This is a genomic window from Bradyrhizobium sp. USDA 4354, assembly GCF_054060315.1.
The window spans coordinates 6409382-6427413 of sequence record NZ_JBSSDC010000001.1 but is presented as its reverse complement, the minus strand read 5'-3'; the positions used below and the strand labels follow the sequence as shown (position 1 = coordinate 6427413).

At 66.8% G+C, this 18032-nt stretch carries 16 protein-coding genes; all 16 read right to left on the bottom strand.

Annotation, left to right across the window (positions count from 1 at the left end; translation table 11 throughout):
* Positions 1–2: 2 nt before the first annotated feature.
* The 16 genes from ACVIIV_RS30035 to ACVIIV_RS29960 are packed head-to-tail and all read right to left on the bottom strand — an operon-like array spanning position 3 to position 18032.
* A complete protein-coding gene (locus ACVIIV_RS30035; RefSeq protein WP_456747390.1) occupies positions 3–1577 on the bottom strand; it encodes an isochorismatase family protein in 1575 nt (524 codons plus the stop codon).
* 19 nt (positions 1578–1596) lie between these two features.
* Positions 1597–2445, bottom strand: coding sequence for an MBL fold metallo-hydrolase (locus tag ACVIIV_RS30030; protein WP_456747389.1), 849 nt, complete (start codon positions 2443–2445; stop codon positions 1597–1599).
* 30 nt (positions 2446–2475) lie between these two features.
* Positions 2476–3360: an amidohydrolase family protein gene (locus ACVIIV_RS30025; protein WP_456747388.1), complete on the bottom strand. Its 885-nt coding sequence runs from the start codon at positions 3358–3360 to the stop codon at positions 2476–2478.
* On the bottom strand, positions 3357–4475 hold the full coding sequence (locus ACVIIV_RS30020) for a vWA domain-containing protein (protein WP_456747387.1): 1119 nt from the start codon (positions 4473–4475) through the stop codon (positions 3357–3359). Before ACVIIV_RS30020 ends, ACVIIV_RS30025 begins: the two co-directional genes overlap by 4 nt.
* Positions 4472–5353, bottom strand: a complete 882-nt coding sequence (locus tag ACVIIV_RS30015; RefSeq protein ID WP_456747386.1) for an AAA family ATPase — start codon at positions 5351–5353, stop codon at positions 4472–4474. The genes ACVIIV_RS30020 and ACVIIV_RS30015 overlap by 4 nt, the downstream gene beginning before the upstream one ends.
* Positions 5354–5363: 10 nt before the next feature.
* A complete protein-coding gene (locus ACVIIV_RS30010; RefSeq protein WP_456747385.1) occupies positions 5364–6386 on the bottom strand; it encodes a xanthine dehydrogenase family protein molybdopterin-binding subunit in 1023 nt (340 codons plus the stop codon).
* A gap of 1 nt (position 6387) precedes the next feature.
* Positions 6388–7980 (bottom strand): xanthine dehydrogenase family protein molybdopterin-binding subunit, encoded by a 1593-nt coding sequence (locus tag ACVIIV_RS30005; protein ID WP_456747384.1) that lies wholly within the window; start codon positions 7978–7980, stop codon positions 6388–6390.
* 9 nt (positions 7981–7989) lie between these two features.
* Positions 7990–8466 (bottom strand): 2Fe-2S iron-sulfur cluster-binding protein, encoded by a 477-nt coding sequence (locus ACVIIV_RS30000; protein ID WP_439400829.1) that lies wholly within the window; start codon positions 8464–8466, stop codon positions 7990–7992.
* 6 nt (positions 8467–8472) lie between these two features.
* Positions 8473–9291: an FAD binding domain-containing protein gene (locus tag ACVIIV_RS29995; protein ID WP_456747383.1), complete on the bottom strand. Its 819-nt coding sequence runs from the start codon at positions 9289–9291 to the stop codon at positions 8473–8475.
* A 3-nt stretch (positions 9292–9294) separates the two neighbouring features.
* Complete coding sequence (locus ACVIIV_RS29990) at positions 9295–9738, bottom strand: SRPBCC family protein (protein ID WP_456747382.1); 444 nt, start codon at positions 9736–9738, stop codon at positions 9295–9297.
* A gap of 2 nt (positions 9739–9740) precedes the next feature.
* Positions 9741–10178 carry an SRPBCC family protein gene (locus tag ACVIIV_RS29985; RefSeq protein WP_456747381.1) on the bottom strand — a complete coding sequence of 146 codons (438 nt, stop codon included), beginning with the start codon at positions 10176–10178 and terminating at the stop codon, positions 9741–9743.
* A 10-nt stretch (positions 10179–10188) separates the two neighbouring features.
* Positions 10189–13107, bottom strand: a complete 2919-nt coding sequence (locus ACVIIV_RS29980; protein WP_456747380.1) for a flotillin domain-containing protein — start codon at positions 13105–13107, stop codon at positions 10189–10191.
* A gap of 27 nt (positions 13108–13134) precedes the next feature.
* A complete protein-coding gene (locus tag ACVIIV_RS29975) occupies positions 13135–13968 on the bottom strand; it encodes a phosphoenolpyruvate hydrolase family protein (protein WP_456747379.1) in 834 nt (277 codons plus the stop codon).
* A 3-nt stretch (positions 13969–13971) separates the two neighbouring features.
* The gene (locus ACVIIV_RS29970) at positions 13972–16182 is read right to left on the bottom strand and encodes a Tm-1-like ATP-binding domain-containing protein (RefSeq protein ID WP_456747378.1); all 2211 of its coding nucleotides are present in this window, start codon (positions 16180–16182) and stop codon (positions 13972–13974) included.
* On the bottom strand, positions 16175–16957 hold the full coding sequence (locus tag ACVIIV_RS29965) for an ABC transporter ATP-binding protein (RefSeq protein WP_036023786.1): 783 nt from the start codon (positions 16955–16957) through the stop codon (positions 16175–16177). Before ACVIIV_RS29965 ends, ACVIIV_RS29970 begins: the two co-directional genes overlap by 8 nt.
* Entirely contained in the window at positions 16950–18032 is a 1083-nt protein-coding gene (locus tag ACVIIV_RS29960; RefSeq protein ID WP_456747377.1) for a branched-chain amino acid ABC transporter permease, read from the bottom strand. Before ACVIIV_RS29960 ends, ACVIIV_RS29965 begins: the two co-directional genes overlap by 8 nt.

Below are 18032 nucleotides of genomic sequence, written 5' to 3'. Positions count from 1 at the left end.
GCTCATCCTAGCGCTCTGATGACGCTATCGGCCCTGGTCACGACCGCGACGTTCTGCATGGCAAAATTGATCGAGGCGTTGTGCCAGTCGGCATTCATGGTCGAGCAGCAATCCTCGGGCACAATCATGAAATAGCCCTTGTCGGCGCCGGTCCGCGCCGTGTGTTCGACCGACATGTTGGTCCACGCGCCGGTATTGATGATCATGTCGCGGCCGGTGGCCTTGAGGATCGTCTCCAGCCGCGTGCCTTCCCAGGCGCTCATCCGCATCTTCTCCACGACGAAATCGCCGGGCCGCGGCTCGAGGCCGGAGACAGGCGATGCGCCCCAGCTTCCGCGCACCATCGCCTTGCTGTCGACGAGACCCTCGAACAGAGGAGCGTTGAGCGTAACACCGGGTGCACCGGGTTCGACGACGAACCAGACATGGATGATGGCGACGCCGCGGGCGCGTGCGGCCTCTGCCAGACGGCGCACATTCTCCACGACACGCTGTTGCTTGGCGTGACCCGGCGCGCCTGACTCGGCGAAAGCGCCGCCGTCCATGATGACGTCGTTCTGGAGATCCTGGATGATCATGGCGCAGCGTTGCGGATCGAGCCGCATCTCGCCCTCGGTCAGAATAGGCGAGGATGGCGATGAGCTCGGGCCCGTTCCGCCGCCGCTTTGCCGGCCGCTCATATAGGGCTCATGCCGCGGGCCGACCCGGGTCGGGATCGCATACACCGAATGCGTCGAGGTGAGATAGAGCGTGCGGAAATCCGGCCCGCCCCAGGCGAGGTTGGCGACCAGCTCCGGCCCGCGGACCTTGCCGAGCAGTTCGCCGCGCGGCGAATAGACCCAGACGCCGCCGGGTGCGGTGACCCAGATATTGCCGTGCTGATCGCACTTCATGCCATCGGGCAGGCCGGGTTCGAGCTCGGACTTGATGCCACTCGCAAACACCCGCGCGTTCGACAGCGAGCCATCGCTGTTGACGTCGAATACGCGGATCAGGGCTTGCACGGTGTCATTGACATAGAGCAGCTTCTCGTCCGGCGAGAAGCACAGTCCATTCGGCTGGTCGAACAGGTTTCGTTCGACCATGAGCTTCGGTTCGCCGCCGGGCACGACGCGATAGACACCCTGGAAGCCGAGCTGGCGCGGTCGCTCGACGCCGTAGACCGGCATGCGGCCATACCAGGGGTCCGAGAAATAGATCGCGCCGGAGGATTGCACGCAGACGTCATTCGGACTGTTGAGCTCCTGACCGCCGAAATGCGAGGCCAGCACCTCGCGCCGTCCGTCCGGCCGTTCGCGGACCAGCGACGAGGTCGTGTGCTCGCAGACGATCAGGTTGAGCTCGGCGTCGTAGGTCATGCCGTTGCATTTGTTCGCGGGGCGTTTGACCTCGACGACGCCGCGCCGCGCATCCCAGCGCCGGCGTACGTCGCCGGGCATGTCCGAGAACAGCAGGTAATGATCGACCGGATGCCAGATCGGTCCTTCCGTGAAGTCAAAGCCGGTGCCGATCTGTGCGACCGGCGCATAGGGGTCAATCAGGGTCTCGAATTCGCTTCGCAGGGTGACGTGCGTCATCGGTCGATCCTCGACAACATCAGGCCGGGAACCAGTTACGCGTGGGCAAGGATTGCACGATCGGTCCGGGGACCTGATCGTGCAGCCGGCCGACGACATTGCCGCCTTCGATCTTGGCGGGGCGGTCGTGGACGGGGAGCAGGTAGCGGGAATTGCTGAGCAGCTTCTTGATCGCCGCCTTTTCCGCGCGCTTGCTGGTGCCATGGTTGCCGGTGGTGCGCGGCTCCCAATCGTGGATTTCATGGAAAGGCGTGACGATCTGGTCGTTGAAATCGTAGATCACGTCGCCGCAGATGGTCGCGATGCCATCGGCCGTGTGGACGATGATGTTCATCGAGCCCTCGGTATGGGCGTTGGCGGCGTCGCAATAGACTCCGGGCATCAGCTCGATCGGGCCGGTGATCTCCAAGTCGAGGAAGCGGAGCGCGCTCTTGGTGTGCAGGCGGTCGATCAGGTGCTTGATGTCAGGTGCGGGATATTGCGGATGCATCAGCCCTGAGACGGAATATTCGAGCTCCCGGCGGTTGAGAACGACGGTCGTGTTCATTGGGAACAGATCGTCCTTGCCGGCATGGTCGATGTGCAGATGGGTGTGGCAGACGAAGCGGACGTCGCCCATGCGGACGCCGTGACGCGCGAGCTGGTTCTCGATCATGTTCTCATGGTACTGGAGCCCCCGCATGCCCAGCGTCTCCATGATCTGGTTGGAGCGGTAGCCGGTGTCGACCACGACCGGATAGGGGCCGCCGAGGATCAGGAAGCCGAGGGTGAGGACGCGGCGGGTGCGGCCGCAGTCGCGGCCGAGCACCAGGAAGCTCGATTCCAGCTCGATATCGCCGTAGTCCAGGATCTTGATCTCGAGCGCCATTCGGTTCCCTCCTGTCTTGTTTCTTGTCTGTCAAAGCCGATAGACGCGCGTCGCCGTCGTCCTGAAGATCGCGTCCTGCTGCTCCGCACTGAACGGGGCGGCGGCTGCGCGAAAGGCTCCGACGAGCTCGCGATAACTGGTCCACAATTTCTCGATCGGGAAATTGGAGCCGAACAGGCAACGTTCGGCGCCGAAGATCGCAACCGTGTCGGTGAGCACAGCGGCGATGTGCACGGGATCGTTGCGATGGATGAAGGTGCCGAGCCCGGACAGTTTTGAGACCACGTTCGGACAAGTCGCGAGCCGGGCCATCCCGGCCCGCCAGGCCGTGCGTCCCGCCGGCGAGAGATCCTCGGGCATGCCGGCATGCTGGAGAATGAACGTCACGTCGGGACAGGACTCGGCGAGCTGCGCCGCATCCGGCATCTGCGGTGTGAAGACCTGCAGGTCGAAGCTCCAGCCGTAATCGGCCAGACGCGCGACGTTGCGACGGATCACTGGATCAGCGCAGAGATCCGGACGCGCCGCGAAACGATAGAGCGGGTTCTCGTGCCAATGCAGCTGCATACGTACACCGCGCAGCAGCGAATAGCGCTTGAGGCGGTCGAGCTGCGGGCGGACGTCGTCGGCCGCGAAATTGGCGTAGGCGACGATGGCGTGCGGCCAGCCGTGTTCGTCGGAGGTGCGCTGTACCCAGGCTGCCTCCTCCTCGAACTGCTCGGGCGCCCAGTTGGTCTGCACATAGACGGAACGGGTGACGCCGCTGTCCTTGAGATCGTCGAGATATTCCTGGATCGGGTAATCGCGCCGGATCGGCTCGTACGGTCCGAAGATGCGGGGCTGCATGGGACCGGTCAGCCAGGGCAGGTCGGCCTGCCGCCAGATGTGGTGATGGCCGTCGACAATATCGTTCACGCAGCTCTCCTTCCCAGTGCCAGGACATGGGCGACGATCGAGGCGCTCGATCCGCCGTCCACGAGATCATCGACGAAGCGCTCGATCGCGACGAGTGCTTCGGTCTGCGGGCGGAACGCGGAACCTGTCGCGAGCGGCGTCAGCCAGCTCAGGCGCCAGGCCCGCCGCGACAATTTCGCGACGGCGTCGCGAAGGGCGTCGGGGTCACCGCGCTCGAGTCCGTCCGAAACAATGACCACGGCGGCGCCACGAGCGTATCCGCCGAACCGAGGCACCGCGAGGAAGGCTTGCAGCGCGTCGCCGATCCGGGTGCCGCCGTCCCAGTCGCTGACCAGATGCGCCGCGGCATTCAACGCCTGCTCGCGGCGCTTCAGCCGCAGCGCGCGGGTGACGCGGGTGAGCCGAGTGCCGAAGGTGAAGACCTCGACATTAGGCGCAGCCTGCGTCAGCGCATGCGCGAGCTTCATGTTCTCCTCGGTGCGGCTTTTCATCGAGCCGGAGACGTCGATCAGCAGCAGGATCTTGCGCGGGCGCTGCCGCCGCTTGAGGTGACCGAGTCGCAAGATCTCGCCGTCGCTGCGGATGCTGTCGCGCAAGGTGCGGCGGAGATCGGCGAAGGGGCCGCGACGCGCCCGCATGCGGCGGTGCCCGCGCCGTCGCGGCAGACGCCGCGGGGCCTCGCGCATCAGGCGGCGGAGCGCATCGGTCGTGGAGAGCTGCGCGAAGTGGCGCTCGACCAGCGCCTCGGTGCGCGTTGCGGTGAGGCCGGACTCGTTGGCGTCGTCGGAGAGCAGGGGCTCCTCGTCACCGCGACCGTCCTCCTGCAGACGGACGGTCTCCTCGTCCTCGCTGCCTTCGGCATGCTCGATCGCCTCGCTGCCGCGGAAATGAAGGTCGAACAGCCGGTCGAAAGTGGTGCGGCGCTCGGGCGGCGGAGCGAGGGTGGCGAGCGCAGACTGCCTGATATCGCCGAGGTCGCGCGGGCCCAGCAGTGCGATCGCGGTGAGGAATGCGGTGGTCTGCTCCGGCGCGACGGCGAAGCCGTTGGCGCGCAGCAGCGCGACGAAGGAAATGAAGATGCGGGCAGCGCGCGGGAGCTGCAGCTCGGTGCTCATGCGGTCGCCTCCGCGAGCATGGCATCGAGCCGCGGCGCGATGAAGTGCAGGTCCTCTTCGTCCTTCAAGGCTACGCCGATCGAGCGCTTGAAGGCGTCCGGCCAGCGCGCGCCGCCCTTGTTGAGGAGCGTCGCGGCCTCGGCCCAGTCGACGGCCTCGGCGATGCCGGGCGCCTTGCTCAACGGCTCGCGCCGCAATTTCTCGACGGCCGCGACGACGGCGCGGGCCGTGGCTTCTGCGACGCTGGATGCGCGCATCATGATGATCCGCGCCTCCCGCTCGGCGCTGGGATAGTCGATCCAGTGATAGACGCAGCGGCGGCGCAACGCTTCGTGCAAGTCGCGTGTCCGGTTCGACGTCAGCACGACCACGGGGCGTTCAGCCGCGCGAACCGTGCCGCGCTCGGGGATGGAGATCTGGAAGTCTGAGAGGAATTCGAGCAGGAACGCCTCGAACTCCTGGTCGGCGCGGTCGATCTCGTCGATCAGCAGCACGGTGGAATCGGGGGCGCGTAGCGCCGCCAGCATCGGCCGCTCGATCAGGAAGGTCTCGCCGTAGATGTCGATGCTGTCGTCGCCGGCCTGGCGGATCGCGAGCATCTGGCGCGGATAGTTCCACTCATAGAGCGCGGCAGATGCGTCGATGCCCTCATAGCATTGCAGACGGATCAATTGCCGGCCGAGCACGGCAGCGATGGCCTTCGCCGCTTCCGTCTTGCCGACGCCGGGCGCACCCTCGAGCAGCAGCGGCTTGCCGAGTGCGAGCCCGAGATAGGCGGCAGTCGCAAGCCCTTCGTCGGCGAGGTAATAGGCTGCCCGCAGCGCCTTCTCCAGCGCTTCGGGGCTGTCGATGCCGACGATGTTGCTGCGAACAGCCACGGCATTTCCCTCAGCGCCGTGCCTGCGGCCGCGCGCCGCCCTGGGCCTTGATCGCCCGCAGCACCTTTTCGGGCGTGATCGGCAGCTCGTCGATGCGCACGCCGACCGCGTTGAAGATCGCATTTGCGACGGCCGGCAGCACCGGATTGGCGCACATCTCGCCGGGACCCTTGGCGCCAAAGGGACCATCGGGAGCAGGGCGTTCCAGCACCGCGATGTCATGCGGACAGATGTCGCCGGGACCGGGCATCAGATATTCGACGAAATCGCGAGGCCCGTGGGCCGGATCTGGGTAGTACGGCTCGGGGGTCTCGTAGAGCGCGTGGCTGACGCCCATCCAGGCGCCGCCGACGAGCTGCTGCTCGACCAGGCGCGGGTTGAGCGCGCGGCCGAGCTCATAGGCGGAATCCATCCGGACCATCGTGACCTCGCCGGTCTCGTCGTCGACCTCGACCTCGGCGACGAGGCAGGCATGGGCGTAGCAGGTCGCCGGCGACATCTCGCCGGTTTCGGGGTCGACGTCCGACAGCGGCACGAGGAAGATGCCGCGGCCGGAGATGGTCTTGCCCTGCTTGAACTGCGCGGCGACTGCGACGTCCTTGGTCGAGATCGAGCGATGCGGCGCGCCCTTGACGTGGATGTTGCCGCGGCCGTCGGTTTCGAGATCGGCGGCGTTGACCTCGAGCTCCTCGGCGGCGGCCTCCATCATCACGCCGCGCGCCTCGCGAGCAGCGGCCATCACGGCGTTGCCGACGCGATGGGTGCCGCGAGAGGCGAACGAGCCCATGCAGTGCGGGCCGGTGTCGGAATCCGCCGTGTCGACATAGACGTCCTCGACCGGCACGCCCAGCGTCTCCGCGCAGATCTGCCGCGTCACCGACTTCATGCCCTGGCCGAGATCGATCGACGACAACGCTACGGTGAACTTGCCGCTGGGGTTGGAATGCACCAGCGCCTGGCTCGGATCGCCGCCGAGATTCATGCCGATGGGATAATTGATCGACGCCATGCCGCGTCCGCGATGCCTGGTCATCTCAGCGCCTCCTTGTCCCGAACACGGATGAGAATCGAGTGGCACCGTGGGATGGCGCGGGTGGACGGGGCGTAGCAGGCGGCGGCGACGGCGGGGGCGGCTCCCGCGGTGGTTCACGGGTGACGGTGGGCGGGAGCCGATCATAGCTCGTGCGCTGCTGTGCCGGAGCCGTCGGCCTTGCGCGCGAGTCTGTCGGTGTCGGCGGGATCACGGCGCGGCTGCCGCCGCCGTCCTTGCGCGAGGAGGCGCGCCTGAACTCGTCGCGGATCGGCCATTTGGCCTTCTCGGCTGCAACCTGCACGCACTCGATCAGCGCGGTGTTCTTGGCCTCGCGCCGGTGCGCCTTCATGTCGCCATCGCGATAGGCGTTCAGGATCCGGAACTCCATCGGGTCCATGCCGACCAGGCCCGCGAGCTTGTCCATCTGGCATTCGATGGCAAAGTCCATCGCGGTGACGCCGAAGCCGCGCATGGCGGTCGCCGGCGTGCGGTTGGTGAAGACGCAATAGACGTCGCCATAGACGTTCGGGATGGTGTAAGGCCCCGGCAGGTGCGCGGCGCATTTCACCGCGGCGTAGCTCGACAGCCGCGTATAGGCGCCGCTGTCGAAATAGGCGCGGATCTTGCGCGCCATGATGCGGCCGTCGCGCATCACGCCGTCCTTGATGTAGATGCGCTCGGCGCCGCGCGGCGGGCCGTATTGCATCTCCTCCTCGCGGCCGAACACATAGCGCACGGGACGCCCGGTCAGCATGGCGCCGAGGATCGCGAGCGGCTCGGTCAAGGTGTCAACCTTCCCGCCAAACCCGCCGCCCACCGTCCCGCCGATGAAGTGGAAGGTGTTGGAGGGCACGTCCAGGATCTTGGCGCAAGTGTCGACCGAGAAGAACAGCGCCTGGGTCGAGGTGTAGACGACATAACGGCCGTTGGTGTCGGGGGCTGCGATCGCGCCGTTGGTCTCGGTCGGCGCGTGCTCGATCGGTGACATCTGGTAGCGCTGCTCGAGCACGTGGTCGGCACTCGCGAGCGCGGCATCGGCATCGCCAAACCGCAAGCGCTGGTGATCGTAGACGTCGTGATAGATGAAGGCGTTCTTCGGATAGGTCTCGTTGACCACCGGCGCACCCGGCTTCAGCGCATCCTCGACGTCGAACACGGTCGGCAGCGGCTCGTAGTCGACCCTGACTTTCGCGATCGCCTCGAACGCCTCGCGTTCGCTGTCGGCGACGATGGCGAGGATCGGCTCGCCCTTGTAGCGAACCTTGTCGACGGCCAGCGACGGCTCGTCGTCCTTGCCGAAGTTGATCAGGCTGAGCAGCGTGTTGAGGTTGCGTGGCACGTCCGCGCCGCGAATGATCCGGCGCACGCCGGCCGAACGCTCGGCCTCGGTGGTATCGATGCGGCGCAGCCTTGCATGGGCCTGGGTCGAACGAACGACCTTCAGGTGCAGCATGCCCTGCAGCTTGTGGTCATTGAAATAGCTGGACGTGCCCGTGATGTGGCCGAGCATGTCCTGGCGCTGCGTGCCCTTGCCGATTTCCTTCAGGTTATCGTCACGTTCGTCGGCGAAGATGTCCTTGCGAAGTTCCAGCATGGTCTGACCTCAGGCGCTGGCCCGGCCGCCCGCGGCGGCGAGGATGGCATTGATGATCGGCTCGTAGCCGGTGCAGCGGCAGATGTTGCCGGAGATCGCCTCGATCACGTCGGTCCGGCTCGGTGCGGGATTGCGGTCGAGCAGCGCCTTGGCGGCCATCAGCATGCCTGGCGTGCAATAGCCGCACTGGGCGGCAAAGTTGTCGGCGAAGGCGCGCTGGAGCGGATGCAGGTTCGGGCCTTGCTTCATGCCGTCGAGTGTCTCGACCGAGCGGCCCGCGACGGTCTCGGCGAGCGTCAGGCAGGAGAGGTGAAGCTCACCATCGATTAGGACGCTGCACGTGCCGCAGCCACCCTGGCCGCAGCCGAATTTCGGCGTCATGTCGCCGATGAGCTCCCGCAAGGCGACGAGCAGATTGGTTCCGCCGTCGACGAAGATCGCGACGTCGCGGCCGTTGTGGCGAAATTGCAGGGGTATTTTTGTCATGGCGAGCTATTCCTGTCCTGACAGCAGGCGCCGCAAATGCACGCCGACGATCTCGCGGCGATACCAGGCACTGCCGAGCGCGTTGTCGGACGGCGATGTTCCTTCCGTTGCCGCCGATGCGGCGGTCGCGATGGTCGCGGCATCCAACGAGCGGCCTTCCAGAGCGCGTTCGGCCGCGCGGGCGCGGATCGCGGTCGGGGCCATCGAGCCCAGCGCAATCCGTGCGCCGGCGATCCGTCCGCCGCTGACCGGCAGATGCGCGGCGAGCGTGATCACCGAGCCGCCCTTCGGTTTGATGCGCGCGATCTTGCGATAACGGAACGCCTCGCTGCTAGCCGGCCGCGTACAGGACACCGACAGCACCAACGTCCCGGCCTGGCGCTCGCGCCCTTGTAGAAACTCCTCAATCGGAATATCGCGCGAGCCGAAGCCGCCTTGCACCGCAATAGTGGCATCGAGCGCCAGCAGCGCCACGGTAAAATCGCCGTAAGGGTTCGGCGCGAACAGATTGCCGCCGACGGTGCCCATGTTGCGCACGGCGGGACCGCCGATCGAGCGGGCAGGGGCATGCAGGAAGGCGAGGTCGCGCTCGGCGAGAACGCGTGCGAAGGTGACACCGGCGCCCAGCGTGATGCGCGGGCCTGACGCATCGATCCGGGCCAACGCCTGGTCTTGCGCGCGGACGATCGTCGAGATCGAGACATCGCCTTCGTTCAGCGCGCGCATCACCAGCGTGCCGCCGCCGAGATAGCGCGCGCTACGGTCCGAGGACAGCGCTCCGGCCGCCTCGCTCGCATTCGCAAAGGTCTTTACCGTCACGGCCATGGCTTAAGCGGCCTCCTTCAGATGGCGGCGGATCGCTTCGAATCCGGCCTGATAGATGTCTTCGGCGACCATGTGGGTGATGCGGTCGGTGTCCTCCGGCTTCGTGGTGAAGCGCGATTCCCAGTGCCAGAAGGTGCGGTCGCCGTCGGTCACCGGCAGTAGACGGACATGGGCGACGTAGTTGAACATCGGGATCGGCGTATCGAGCAGGCAATAGCTGAAGGTCTGCTCGAGGTCGGACAGCGCCAGCAGCTGCTCGCGCAGCTCGGAGCCGTCCTTGAGCTTGAACCGCCTGATACAGCCGATCTTGTCGGCGGATTGCGCGCGTTCGATCGCGGAGGTCGCAACCGCGGGGTGCCAGCGGTCGTGCCCGTTGAAATCGCGCAGCACGTCCCACACCGCATCGGTCGGTGCGTTCAGGATCGTGCTCTTGACGATATGCGGCACGGCTAGCCTCCGAACACGCGCTTCAGCGCGTCGAAGCCGCCCTGGAACACGCCGCCGCCGATATTGTTGACGAGCTCGGTCTCCCGTTCCGGCGGGCAGTCGAACTCGGCGGTCCATTCCACAAAAGTCTGGTCGCCATCGGTGACGGGAGTCAGCCGCAGCGTCGCGACGTAATTCTCGACACCCATCGGGGATTCCAGGATCGAGTAGGTGCAGAACATGTCGTAGTCCGAGAGGCCGAGCAGCTTCTCGCGGATGCGATCGCCATTGCGCAGGCGAAAATCTCGCACACACCCGATCTTGTCCGAGGGCTCGCCGCCCTCGATCCGACTTTCGGCGATGGCCGGATGCCAGTTCGGCAGACCGTTGAAATCGCGTACCCGCGCCCAGACCCGGTCGTTCCGGGCGTTGACGACGGTGGAGATGTAGACACGGGCCATGGCTCAGACCTCAGCTCTTCTTCCTCGGCCCGCGTTCGGCCGGCGGTTCCCCGCCCTCGGCCGACGGCGGGGAGGCAGCCGGCTTGTCGGCACCGCCACCACCGCCGCCGCCGCTCTTGCGCGCGGCATCCTTGATGCCCTGCATGTCGCGGGCCTCGCGGATCAGGCCGGGCATCTTGGCGAGACTGCCGCCCTCGACGCCGATGTCGGACAGGATGGAATCGATCAGCGGCGCCTGGACGCGATAGCGCAGCGCGGAGTCGATCACCTCGTCGGTGGCGCTGCGGCCGCCATTGCCATTTCCGTGGCCGTTGCCGTTGAGGCCATCGACCTGGAGGATGCGGATGCCCTCGATTTTCTCCATCGGCTTGACGCTCTCGCGCACGATGCCCTCGATGCGGTCGAGCAGCTTGCGACGGAACAGCGAGTAGCGCGCCTGGTCGGTGAGCACGTTCTCGGCTTCGTTGAGCATGCGCTGCGCCTCCGCCTCGACTGCCGCGCGCACACGCTCGGCTTCGGCGGCGATGCGGGTCTCTTCCGCCTGTTTCTCCGCCAGCAGGACCTCGACAGTCTTGCGCCGCTTGGCGATCTCGCTCTCTCGTGCGGTGATGACGCGTTCGGTGGCTTCCGTCGCACGCATCCGGGCTTCCTCGGCAGAGGCCTTAGCTGCGGACTCTTCCAGGGATTTCGTGTGGATCGCGATCGCCTTCTCCATCAGTACCGTCTCGACGTCCTTCTCGCGATTGACTTCGAGCTTGCGCAGCTCGCGTTCGCGACCGATGCGGGCTTCGTCGAGGCCGCGATCGGACGCGATACGCGCACGCTCGACCTCCTCGCGCGCGGCGATTTCGGCCTCCTGGAGCGACTGAACTCGGGCGACCTCGAGTTGCTCGATCGCGCGGCGGCGTTCGATCCGGGCCGCCTCGAGCGCCTGCTCACGCGAGACGTCGGTGGTCTCGACCTCCTTGCGGGCGACGATCTCGGCCTGCTTGACTTGGCGGTCGGCATCGATCCGTTCGGAGCGCTTGGTCGAGAGGGCAATGACCCGGTCCTCGTCGGCGATCTCTATCGCCTTCTTCTGCTCGATGTTGAGCACCTCACGCTTCTTGGAGGAGTTGATGCGCTCGGCCTCCAGCGCCAGATCGACCGTGATGCGCTGACGCTCGATGGCGTCGCGCCGCTTCAGCTCAGCCGCCTCCAGCACGCCGGTCCGTTCGATCTCCAGCGCACGGGTGTCGCGTTCGGCCTGGATGCGCTCGGCCGCAACCGCCTTTTCCTGGGCGATGCGGGCTGCCTCGATCGCCTCGCGGGAGGCGATGTCGGCCTCTTCGACGGCCCGGTTGCGGGCGATCTCCAGCGAACGCACGCGCTCCTCCTGGGCGATGCGGCTCGCCTCCGTGGTCTCGCGCGCGGCGATGCCGGCGACGTCGAGCGCCTGGTTGCGCTCGATCTCCAGCTGCCGGGTATTCTGCTCGGCGGCGATGCGCTCTGCGGCCAGCGTCCGCTCGCGGGCGATGCGGGCGGCCTCGACCGCGCGCTGCGCCTCGATCTCGGCCTCCTGGATGGTGCGCACCTGCTGGATCTCCAGTGCGCGGGTGCGCTCGTCGGAGGAGATGCGCTCGACATTGACGATCAACGTCTGAGCGATGCGGGCCTTTTCGGTGGCCTCGCGTGCCGCAATCTCGGCCTCGTCGACCGCGCGCGTCCGCTCGATCTCGCGGCGGCGCGTCTCTTCCTCGTTGGCGATGCGGGCGTCGGTGACGACGCGGTCCTGCTGGATGCGGGCCTTTTCGATGGCCTCGCGCGCGGCGATCTCGGCTTCCTCCACCGTGCGCATCCGCTCGATCTCGCGCTGGCGGACTTCGCGTTCGGAGGCGATGCGGGTGGTGTCGATCGAGCGCTGGTTGGCGATCCGGGTCTTCTCGATCTCCTCGCGTGCCAGCAGCTCCTTCTCCTCGATCGTGCGGGTCCGCTCGATCTCCTTCTGGCGGGTCTCCCGCTCAGAGGCGATGCGGGCCTCGGCGATTGCCTGGTCATTGGCAATGCGCGCCCGCTCGATGGCCTCGCGGGCGGAAATCTGCGCCTGTTCGGCCTCGGTCTCGCGCAGCGCCCGCTCGCGCGCGACTTCGGTGCGCTGAAGCGCACGGCGCATCTCGATGTCGCGTTCCTGCTCGAGGCGCGCCGTCTCGCTCTCGCGCTCGATCTCGAGCGCCTGCCGCTCGGCTTCGAGGTTGCGGGAGCGGATCTTGATCATCGAATCCTGCTCGATGTCGTTGCGCAGCTTCCGCTTGGCCTCGATGTCCTCCATCAGGCGGGTCAGGCCTTCGGCGTCGAACCGGTTCGACGGGTTGAAGAATTCGAGGTCGGTCTGGTCGAGATCGGTGATCGCGACCGATTCCAGCTCGAGGCCGTTCTGCGCGAGGGCCTCGGCTGCATTGGTCTTGACCCGCGCGACATAGTCGCCGCGCCGCTCGTGCATCTCCTCCATGGTCATTTCGGAGGCGACCGAGCGGATCGCGGAGATGAACTTGCCGGCCAGCAGGGCGTGCAGCTGCTCTGGCTCCATGGTGCGGCGGCCGAGCGTGGCCGCGGCGATCGAGACGGCCTCCCGGATCGGCTGCACCCGGACATAGAAGTCGGCCTCGATGTCGACGCGCATGCGGTCGCGGGTGATCACGGCATCCTGCCTGGAGCGGACGATGCCCATCGGCAGCACGTTCATGTTGACAGGCGTGTAATCGTGGATGAACGGCAGCACGAAAGCGCCGCCATTGATCACCACCCGTTCGCCCAGGAAGCCGGTCCGGACGAACGAGGTCTCCTTGGAGGAGCGATGGTAGAGCCAGTTCACAATGTAGACGCCAACCACGATCACGATGATCGCGACGATCAGCCAGAGGATCAATTCACCGACCAACATCCCTGACATCTTTCCCTCCCTCAAACCCTTCAGGCGTTAGCGCGCGCCGATCGCCTTGAATTGCCGTACCTGCTCCGTCAGCGCCCGCTCCACGGGAAGCCGCTCCATCGAGGACGCGCCGTAGAAGCCGTGGCAATGGCGGGTGCTCTTCATGATGAAATCGGCGTCCGCGGGATCCGCGATCGGGCCGCCATGCGCCAGCACCAGGATGTCCGGATTGACGCTGAGCGCGGCGGTCGCCCAGGTGTCGATCTGCGCGGGGCAGTCCTTGAGCTTCGGCGCCGTCTGCGCACCGATCGTGCCGCCGGTCGTCAGGCCCATGTGGCAGACGATGATGTCGGCGCCGGCAATCGCCATCGCGGCGGCCTCCTTCTCGCTGAACACGTAGGGCGTCGTCAGCATGTCCTTGTCGTGCGCTTTGGCGATCATGTCGATCTCGAGCGCGTAGGACATGCCGGTCTCTTCGAGATTGGCGCGGAAGGTGCCGTCGATCAGGCCGACCGTCGGAAAGTTCTGGACGCCGGCAAACCCGAGCGCCTTCAATTGGTCGAGAAAGACGTCCATGTCGCGGAACGGATCGGTGCCGTTGACCCCCGCGAGCACCGGCGTCCGGGTGACCACGGGCAGCACTTCGTTTGCCATGTCGACCACGATCGCGTTGGCATCGCCGTAGGCCATCAGACCCGCGAGCGAGCCGCGGCCGGCCATGCGATAGCGGCCGGAATTGTAGATGACGATGAGGTCGACGCCGCCGGCTTCCTCGCATTTGGCTGATAGCCCGGTGCCGGCGCCGCCGCCGACGATCGGCTCGCCGCGCCGCGCCATGTCGCGAAACCTTTTCAGCAGCGCTGCGCGTTCAAACCTGGCCATCGGTCACCTCGCTAGTCTCCGCCGCGCGCCGATGCGACCGAACAGGGTCCGGAACGCACTGACGATGGCGGCGGCAAAGTCGGGATCGTTGATGTTCTTTGGCACGCGAATGAGCTGGCGGTTGCCGGTCTGCCGCACGGTGCGCTCCAGCGTGCGGAAAAGCGCCGCGTCGGCCTCCGGGTCCCAGAACGGCTGGCCCCGCGCATCGAGCGCGGAAACGCCGCCCTCGGGCAGGAAGAAGCGCACAGGGCCGTCCATCTGGTTGAGCCGCTCGCCGATCCAGCGGCCCATGCGCTCGTTCTCTTCGGCCGTCGTCCGCATCAAGGTCACCTGCGGATTGTGAACGTGGAATTTGCGGCCGCGGTAGCGCTCGGGAATGGTCTCGGGCGCGCCGAAATTGACCATGTCGAGCGCCCCGACCGTGCCGACATAGGGCAGCCGGCTGCGGATGATGGCGCCGAAACGGTCTTCCGTCGCCGGAAACACGCCGCCCATCAGCAGGTCGCAGATCTCGGTCGTGGTGAGGTCGATCACGCCGGCGAGCTGGCCGGACTCGACGAGCTTCTCCATCGAACGACCGCCGACGCCGGTGGCGTGGAAGACCAGGCATTCGAAATCGTCGCGCAGCTCCGCGGCGATCTTCTGCACGGCCGGCGTGGTGACGCCGAACATGGTGATGCCGACCGCAGGCGGCCCGCTGGCCGTGCGCTCGGTCGCGGCACGCGCTGCGAGCCGCGCCTTGACCATGCCGGCGAGCGCATTGGCCCCGTTGGCCAGCACCGCGCGCGAGATCGAGTTCAGCCCCTGCACGTCGGTGACCGAATACATCATCGTGATGTCGGCGGGACCGACATAGGGCCCGACGTCGCCGGAGGCGACCGAGGAGATGATCAGCTTGGGCAAGCCGACGGGCAGCGTGCGCATGCCGGGGGCGACCAGCGAGGCCGCACCGGAGCCGCCGGCCGAGATCACGCCGGCGACATTAACCTGGCGCCGCAGCCAGTTGGCGAAGGCATCTGCCATCGCGGTCACGGCTGCGCCGCGGTCGGTGCCGAATACGGCGGATCCGCCGCGGCCGTGATTCAGGGCGATCTCCTGCGCAGAGACGTCGCACGACGAATGCTTGCCGCTCGTGGAAACGTCGACCAGCCGCGTGCGCAGGCCGCTTTCCGCGATGATGTCGCGGATGTAGCGCAGCTCCACGCCCTTGGTGTCGAGCGTGCCGACGACGAGCACGACAGGCGGGCCCGAGGCCTGGGCCGCCACCGGCTCGCGCTTGCGCCGCGCCGTCTCGTCGAGCCGCGCGACTTGCGTCGAGAGCGTACGCGCTGCAGCCTCGATGCGCGCAATCGGCACCGGTTGCGACCATCGCGTCGGGAGCGTCGGGTTGGAGATGTAGATGCGAACCGGTCCGTCGCGGCGTGGCGCCGGCGCCGGTTTGGGCTCGACGTCCGATGCGGCGACGTCGATTTCCGGCTCGAGCTCGGCGTGAAGCCCGACGCCGAGCAGGCGCTGCTGGAGCTCGCGGTCCGCGGCAAGGCGCGCGGAGTCGATGATGCGGTTGATGCGGCCGTTGACCATGATCGCGACATTGCGCGAGATCGCGGTGGCGACGCCGATGTTCTGCTCGATCACGAGCACGGACATGTCGCCGTCTTCGCCGAGCTGCAGCAGCATCTCCTCGACCTGGGCGACGATGACGGGCGCAAGGCCTTCGGTCGGCTCGTCCATGATGAGCAGGTGCGGATTGGTGAGCAGCGCGCGCGAGATCGCCAGCATCTGCTGCTCGCCGCCGGAGAGCTGACCGCCGCCGTGATCCCTGCGTTCGGCGAGGCGCGGGAAGGTGTCGTAGATGCGCTCGACGGTCCAGGCGCCGGAGCGCATGCTGCCAGCGAGCCGCAAATGCTCATCGACACTGAGCGAGCGCCACAGGCGGCGTCCCTGCGGCACATAGCCGACGCCAAGTCGGGCGATCTGGGCCGGCGGCCGCCGTGTGACATCCTCGCTGCGCACGCGGATCGATCCGCCGCTCACGCCCACCAGCCCCATGATCGCCTTGCACAGTGTGGTCTTGCCCATGCCGTTGCGGCCGACGACCGAGAAAACGCCGCTCTCCAGCGTGAGATCCACGCCTTGGAGGGCGTGGGAGTGGCCGTAATAGACGTCGAGGCCACGCACCTCGAGCGCAGCGCTGGTGCGGCGAGCTTCATTCATGGCCGCCTCCGAGATAGAGCTCCTGCACCTCGGGGTCGGACTGAATCTCCTCCGGCAGGCCCTCCTTGAAGACGCGACCATTGTGCATCATCGTGACGCTCTCGACGACGCGTAGCGCGACATCCATATCGTGCTCGATGATGATGTAGCCGATATGGGCGGGCAGCGAGGTCAGGATCTCGATCAGCTCGGCCCGCTCCGTCGGCGACAGGCCCGCAGCCGGCTCGTCGAACAGGACGAAGCGCGGCGCGCCGGCGAGTGCGAGCGCGATTTCGAGCTGGCGCTGCTGACCGTGCGCGAGCTCGGCCACGCGCTGGTCCTTCACGGCTGACAGATGCACGGCCTGCACGAGATTGTCCGCCGCGTGCATCAGGGCATCGTTCTGTCCCGGACGCAGGAACGAGAAGCGTCCGCGCGAGACGCCACGGCAGGCGAGATAGACGTTGTCCTGCACCGTGAGGCCGGGGAATAGCGCCGAGATCTGGTAGGTCCGGCGCAGCCCGCGGCGGATACGTTCATATGGCGGGAAGTGCGTGACGTCCTCGCCGAAGAAGCGGATGGTGCCGGAGGAGGGCGGGAAGTCGCCGGTGATGCAGTTGAACAGCGTGGTCTTGCCGGCGCCGTTGGAGCCGAGCACGGCGCGCCGTTCGCCCGGACGCACCGTGATGGTGACGTCGGTCAGCGCTGCCAGCGCGCCGAACAGCCGCGTCACACCGCGCAGCTCCAGCGCGGCGCCGGCTCCGACGGCGGAGAGGCGCTGGGCGACGCTATCCATGGCGGCGCCCTCCGCCGGAATGGTCGGCGTCGCGGAGCTGACGCTGGCGCCAACGTTGCCACAGGCCGATGACGCCGTCCGAGGACCAGAACACGATGGCGAGAAAGCCGAGCCCGATCAGCAGGCGGAAGCGGTTGCCGTCGAGCCCGAGCCTGACCAGGAAGTCGAGCGCGAAGGTGCGCAGCAGCACGAAGATCAGCGCGCCAATGAAGGGGCCGATCGGGCGCGTGATGCCGCCGACGACGGCGATGATCAGCACATCGATGCAGGCGCCGACACTTACCGTGCCCGGTGAGATCTGGCGGTAGTTCCAGACCTGAAGCACGCCGGCGAGCGCCGCCACGAACGACGCGAACGCATAGGCGGCGATGCGGTGTGCATTGACGTTGAAGCCGAGCGCCGCCATGCGCCGCGGATTGTCGCGTACGCCCTGAAGTGCAAGGCCGAAGGGCGCGCGCGAGAGATATTCGACCGCGAAATAGCAGAGCGCGGCGACCGCGAGCACGAGATAGTAGAATGGGATGTCCGCGCGCCAGTTCACGCCCCAGAAGTGCGGCGTCGCCACGGTGTTGATGCCGGTATGGCCGTTGAAGATCGCCCAGTTCTGGTTGGTGAAATAATAGAAGGCGGCTCCAATCGCGAGCGTGATCATGATGGTGTAGATGCCTTCGGTGCGCACCGCGAGCGCGCCGCCGAGCGTGCCGAAGGCGGTCGCCAGCGCCAAGGCCATCGGCACCGCGAGCCACCACGGCCAGCCCAGGCTGATATTGGCGTTGCCGCTGACGCCGAACACGGCGACCATGTAGGCCGAGAAGCCGGCGATGGTGAGCTGCATCAGGCTGACCATGCCGCCATAGCCGGCGAGGAACATCAGGCTCAACGCCATGATGCCGAGGATCAGCGTGGTCGCGAAGATCTCGATCAGGAAGAAGTTGCTCGCGATCAGCGGCATGATCAGGAGAATGGCCGCAACGATCCACGCCGCGGGATTGTTGACCTCGGGCCATGTCCGTACGGGACGCTGCGCCCCGGCAGCGGGGCGTAGGGCGACGCGGGCATCGTGGGCGAGCGACAT